This window comes from Flavobacterium bomense (genome assembly GCF_003970355.1).
Genome location: NZ_RYDJ01000030.1, coordinates 1 through 5,437 on the forward strand (window position 1 = coordinate 1; position 5,437 = coordinate 5,437).

Sequence of the window (5,437 nt, forward strand, 5' to 3'; positions counted from 1 at the left end):
GGATGTTACCTTTGCACCCCGCAAAACGCGCAATGTTCCTTGACAGATTGATAAGAAAAGCAGAAGAAAGGGATAAGGAAATTATCTCAAAAAAAACTTCACATTTTTCTTGTTAGTTAAAAAGAAAGTTGTACTTTTGCACCCGCTTCGAGAAACGCTATAACAAGTGTTGATAGAGGTGATAGAAATAAAAGAACACGTTCCTAGACATATTGAATTGACAGCCGTCTTGTCCAAAAGACAAGACAAAAGAATAAGAGTAATAGAATTGAGAGATTTGAAAAAACCACTAGAATTTAGTCGCATAAACAAAGAGAACAGATTTATCTGAACTCACAAATATACGATGAAGAGTTTGATCCTGGCTCAGGATGAACGCTAGCGGCAGGCTTAACACATGCAAGTCGAGGGGTATGTTTCTTCGGAGACAGAGACCGGCGCACGGGTGCGTAACGCGTATGCAATCTACCTTTCACAGAGGGATAGCCCAGAGAAATTTGGATTAATACCTCATAGTATAGTACCTTGGCATCAAGGAACTATTAAAGTCACAACGGTGAAAGATGAGCATGCGTCCCATTAGCTAGTTGGTATGGTAACGGCATACCAAGGCAACGATGGGTAGGGGTCCTGAGAGGGAGATCCCCCACACTGGTACTGAGACACGGACCAGACTCCTACGGGAGGCAGCAGTGAGGAATATTGGACAATGGGCGCAAGCCTGATCCAGCCATGCCGCGTGCAGGATGACGGTCCTATGGATTGTAAACTGCTTTTATACGAGAAGAAACCCTGCTACGTGTAGCAGCTTGACGGTATCGTAAGAATAAGGATCGGCTAACTCCGTGCCAGCAGCCGCGGTAATACGGAGGATCCAAGCGTTATCCGGAATCATTGGGTTTAAAGGGTCCGTAGGCGGTCAGATAAGTCAGTGGTGAAAGCCCATCGCTCAACGGTGGAACGGCCATTGATACTGTCTGACTTGAATTATTAGGAAGTAACTAGAATATGTAGTGTAGCGGTGAAATGCTTAGAGATTACATGGAATACCAATTGCGAAGGCAGGTTACTACTAATATATTGACGCTGATGGACGAAAGCGTGGGTAGCGAACAGGATTAGATACCCTGGTAGTCCACGCCGTAAACGATGGATACTAGCTGTTGGGAGCAATTTCAGTGGCTAAGCGAAAGTGATAAGTATCCCACCTGGGGAGTACGTTCGCAAGAATGAAACTCAAAGGAATTGACGGGGGCCCGCACAAGCGGTGGAGCATGTGGTTTAATTCGATGATACGCGAGGAACCTTACCAAGGCTTAAATGTAGATTGACCGTTTTGGAAACAGAACTTTCGCAAGACAATTTACAAGGTGCTGCATGGTTGTCGTCAGCTCGTGCCGTGAGGTGTCAGGTTAAGTCCTATAACGAGCGCAACCCCTGTTGTTAGTTGCCAGCGAGTGAAGTCGGGAACTCTAACAAGACTGCCAGTGCAAACTGCGAGGAAGGTGGGGATGACGTCAAATCATCACGGCCCTTACGCCTTGGGCTACACACGTGCTACAATGGACGGTACAGAGAGCAGCCACTGGGTGACCAGGAGCGAATCTACAAAACCGTTCTCAGTTCGGATCGGAGTCTGCAACTCGACTCCGTGAAGCTGGAATCGCTAGTAATCGGATATCAGCCATGATCCGGTGAATACGTTCCCGGGCCTTGTACACACCGCCCGTCAAGCCATGGAAGCTGGGGGTGCCTGAAGTCGGTGACCGCAAGGAGCTGCCTAGGGTAAAACTGGTAACTAGGGCTAAGTCGTAACAAGGTAGCCGTACCGGAAGGTGCGGCTGGAACACCTCCTTTCTAGAGCCTTAGTGTTAGTAGCAATACACGCTAGGGAAAGAAGACTAAATATCGAAAAGGAAACAAATATTGACATTATATTACTCTTGCTGTTAGTTCAAATAATATTACAGTCGTAAAGTTGTAAAGTCCAATGTCAAAAGTCAAGTACTTTCGACTTTAAGACCTTCGGCTTTAGATATAAGTATAAAGAGTGTCTCGTAGCTCAGCTGGTTAGAGTACTACACTGATAATGTAGGGGTCGACAGTTCGAGTCTGTCCGAGACAACTATTTAACTTAAAAAAAGAAGAAATTCTAGAGTTGAGAAATCGCGATATATCGTTATTCGTAATTCACAATTCATAATTAAAAAAGATTGGGGAATTAGCTCAGCTGGCTAGAGCGCCTGCCTTGCACGCAGGAGGTCAACGGTTCGACTCCGTTATTCTCCACAAAAAGAGTGATCAGCTTACAGTGATCAGTACTCAGTTTCGACTGAATACTAAAAACTGAACACTGAACACTACTTTAAAGTTCATTGACATATTGAGATAAGAAAATAATAAAAAGTAGAAAGCATTTTTTGCTTGTTTATTTATAGACAAGTGAAAGAAACGGCATTCTTAATTGAATGTTGGTACAATAAGCAAAATAAGGGCGTATGGGGGATGCCTTGGCTCTCAGAGGCGATGAAGGGCGTGATAAGCTGCGAAAAGCTACGGGGATTGGCACACACGATATGATCCGTAGATACCCGAATGGGGCAACCCACTATGTTGAAGACATAGTACACCGATAGGTGGGCAAACCCGCTGAACTGAAACATCTAAGTAGGCGGAGGAGAAGAAAACAAAAGTGATTCCGTAAGTAGTGGCGAGCGAACGCGGATTAGCCCAAACCAAAGATGTTACGGCATTTTTGGGGTTGTAGGACCACGATATTTGTTGCGGATAGAATTAGAATCTACTGGAAAGTAGGGCCAAAGAAGGTGATAGCCCTGTATAAGTAATAGAAGATAACGATAGTGGTATCCTGAGTAGGGCGGGACACGAGAAATCCTGTCTGAATTTGGCGGGACCATCCGCTAAGGCTAAATACTCCTGAGAGACCGATAGTGAACCAGTACCGTGAGGGAAAGGTGAAAAGAACCGTGAATAACGGAGTGAAATAGATCCTGAAACCATACGCTTACAAGCGGTCGGAGCCCTTTCGTGGGGTGACGGCGTGCCTTTTGCATAATGAGCCTACGAGTTAACGTTGCTGGCAAGGATAAGTGGTTAAGCCACGGATCCGTAGCGAAAGCGAGTCTGAATAGGGCGCTTTAGTCAGTAGTGTTAGACGCGAAACCGTGTGATCTACCCATGGGCAGGTTGAAGCTGTGGTAACACATAGTGGAGGACCGAACCGGTTGACGTTGAAAAGTCTTCGGATGACCTGTGGGTAGGGGTGAAAGGCCAATCAAACTCGGAAATAGCTCGTACTCCCCGAAATGCATTTAGGTGCAGCGTTATGGTTAAAGTTATATAGAGGTAGAGCTACTGATTGGATGCGGGGGCTTCACCGCCTACCAATTCCTGACAAACTCCGAATGCTATATAATGTTTCATAACAGTGAGGGCTTGGGTGCTAAGGTCCAAGTCCGAGAGGGAAAGAACCCAGACCATCAGCTAAGGTCCCCAAATATACGCTAAGTTGAAAGAACGAGGTTTGTCTGCCCAGACAGCTAGGATGTTGGCTTGGAAGCAGCCATTCATTTAAAGAGTGCGTAACAGCTCACTAGTCGAGCGGACGAGCATGGATAATAATCGGGCATAAGCGTATTACCGAAGCTATGGATTTACAATTAATTGTAAGTGGTAGGGGAGCATTCTCACAGGGTAGAAGGTGTATCGTAAGGTATGCTGGACCGGTGAGAAAAGAAAATGTAGGCATAAGTAACGATAATGCGGGCGAGAAACCCGCACACCGAAAGACTAAGGTTTCCACAGCTATGCTAATCAGCTGTGGGTTAGTCGGGACCTAAGGCGAACCCGAAAGGGACAGTCGATGGACAACGGGTTAATATTCCCGTACTAGTTATTACTGTGATGGGGTGACGGAGTGATGAAAGCGCCGCGAACTGACGGAATAGTTCGTTGAAGTACCTACCTATAAGCTGCGCAGGCAAATCCACGCGGCTTGGGGAAATACGATAGTACTCGGAGACTTCGGTTGAAGAGATAGTGCGCCTAAGGGCTTCCAAGAAAAACCTCTAAACTTCAGGTAATAAGTACCCGTACCGCAAACCGACACAGGTAGTCGAGGAGAGAATCCTAAGGTGCTCGAGAGATTCATGGCTAAGGAATTAGGCAAAATAGACCCGTAACTTCGGGAGAAGGGTCGCCTCGTAGCAATACGAGGCCGCAGTGAAGAGGTCCAGGCGACTGTTTATCAAAAACACAGGGCTCTGCAAAATCGTAAGATGAAGTATAGGGCCTGACACCTGCCCGGTGCTGGAAGGTTAAGTGGAGATGTTATCTTCGGAGAAGCATTGAAATGAAGCCCCAGTAAACGGCGGCCGTAACTATAACGGTCCTAAGGTAGCGAAATTCCTTGTCGGGTAAGTTCCGACCTGCACGAATGGTGTAACGATCTGGACACTGTCTCAGCCATGAGCTCGGTGAAATTGTAGTAGCGGTGAAGATGCCGCTTACCCGCAGTGGGACGAAAAGACCCTGTGCACCTTTACTATAGCTTAGTATTGACCTTGGATAAATGATGTGTAGGATAGGTTGGAGACTGTGAAGTGGCGTCGCTAGGCGTTGTGGAGTCATTGTTGAAATACAACCCTTTGTTTATCTAGGGCCTAACCCCGCTATGCGGGGGACATTGCTTGGTGGGTAGTTTGACTGGGGTGGTCGCCTCCAAAAGAGTAACGGAGGCTTCTAAAGGTTCCCTCAGTACGCTTGGTAACCGTGCGTAGAGTGCAATGGCATAAGGGAGCTTGACTGAGAGACATACAGGTCGATCAGGTACGAAAGTAGAGCATAGTGATCCGGTGGTTCCGCATGGAAGGGCCATCGCTCAAAGGATAAAAGGTACGCCGGGGATAACAGGCTGATCTCCCCCAAGAGCTCATATCGACGGGGGGGTTTGGCACCTCGATGTCGGCTCGTCACATCCTGGGGCTGGAGAAGGTCCCAAGGGTTGGGCTGTTCGCCCATTAAAGTGGCACGCGAGCTGGGTTCAGAACGTCGTGAGACAGTTCGGTCTCTATCTACTGTGGGCGCAAGAAATTTGAGTGGATCTGATTCTAGTACGAGAGGACCGAATTGGACAAACCTCTAGTGTATCTGTTGTCACGCCAGTGGCATCGCAGAGTAGCTACGTTTGGAAGGGATAAGCGCTGAAAGCATATAAGCGCGAAACCCACCACAAGATGAGATTTCTTTTAAGGGTCGTAGGAGATGACTACGTTGATAGGCTATAGATGTAAAGGCAGTAATGTCATAGTCGAGTAGTACTAATAACCCGTAAGCTTATGTACGCTTTTCCTGCCGAGCAATCGGCAGGAAGAAACTTTCTAATACTTTTTATTTTCTTTATCTCAGTATGTTAAGA

Annotated in this window: 2 tRNA genes and 2 rRNA genes; all 4 read left to right on the forward strand. The window is 46.9% G+C overall.

What is annotated here, in order from left to right:
* The first annotated feature begins 343 nt into the window (after positions 1-343).
* The 4 genes from EKL98_RS15150 (at position 344) to EKL98_RS15165 (ending at position 5,363) form a co-directional block, all read left to right on the forward strand.
* Positions 344-1,857, forward strand: a 16S ribosomal RNA gene (locus EKL98_RS15150).
* Between the two features lie 194 nt (positions 1,858-2,051).
* Positions 2,052-2,125, forward strand: a tRNA-Ile gene (locus tag EKL98_RS15155).
* 90 nt (positions 2,126-2,215) lie between these two features.
* Positions 2,216-2,289 (forward strand) — tRNA-Ala (locus EKL98_RS15160).
* 188 nt (positions 2,290-2,477) lie between these two features.
* Positions 2,478-5,363, forward strand: a 23S ribosomal RNA gene (locus EKL98_RS15165).
* Together the 16S and 23S rRNA genes with 2 tRNA genes alongside form the textbook arrangement of a ribosomal RNA operon.
* Positions 5,364-5,437 lie beyond the last annotated feature (74 nt).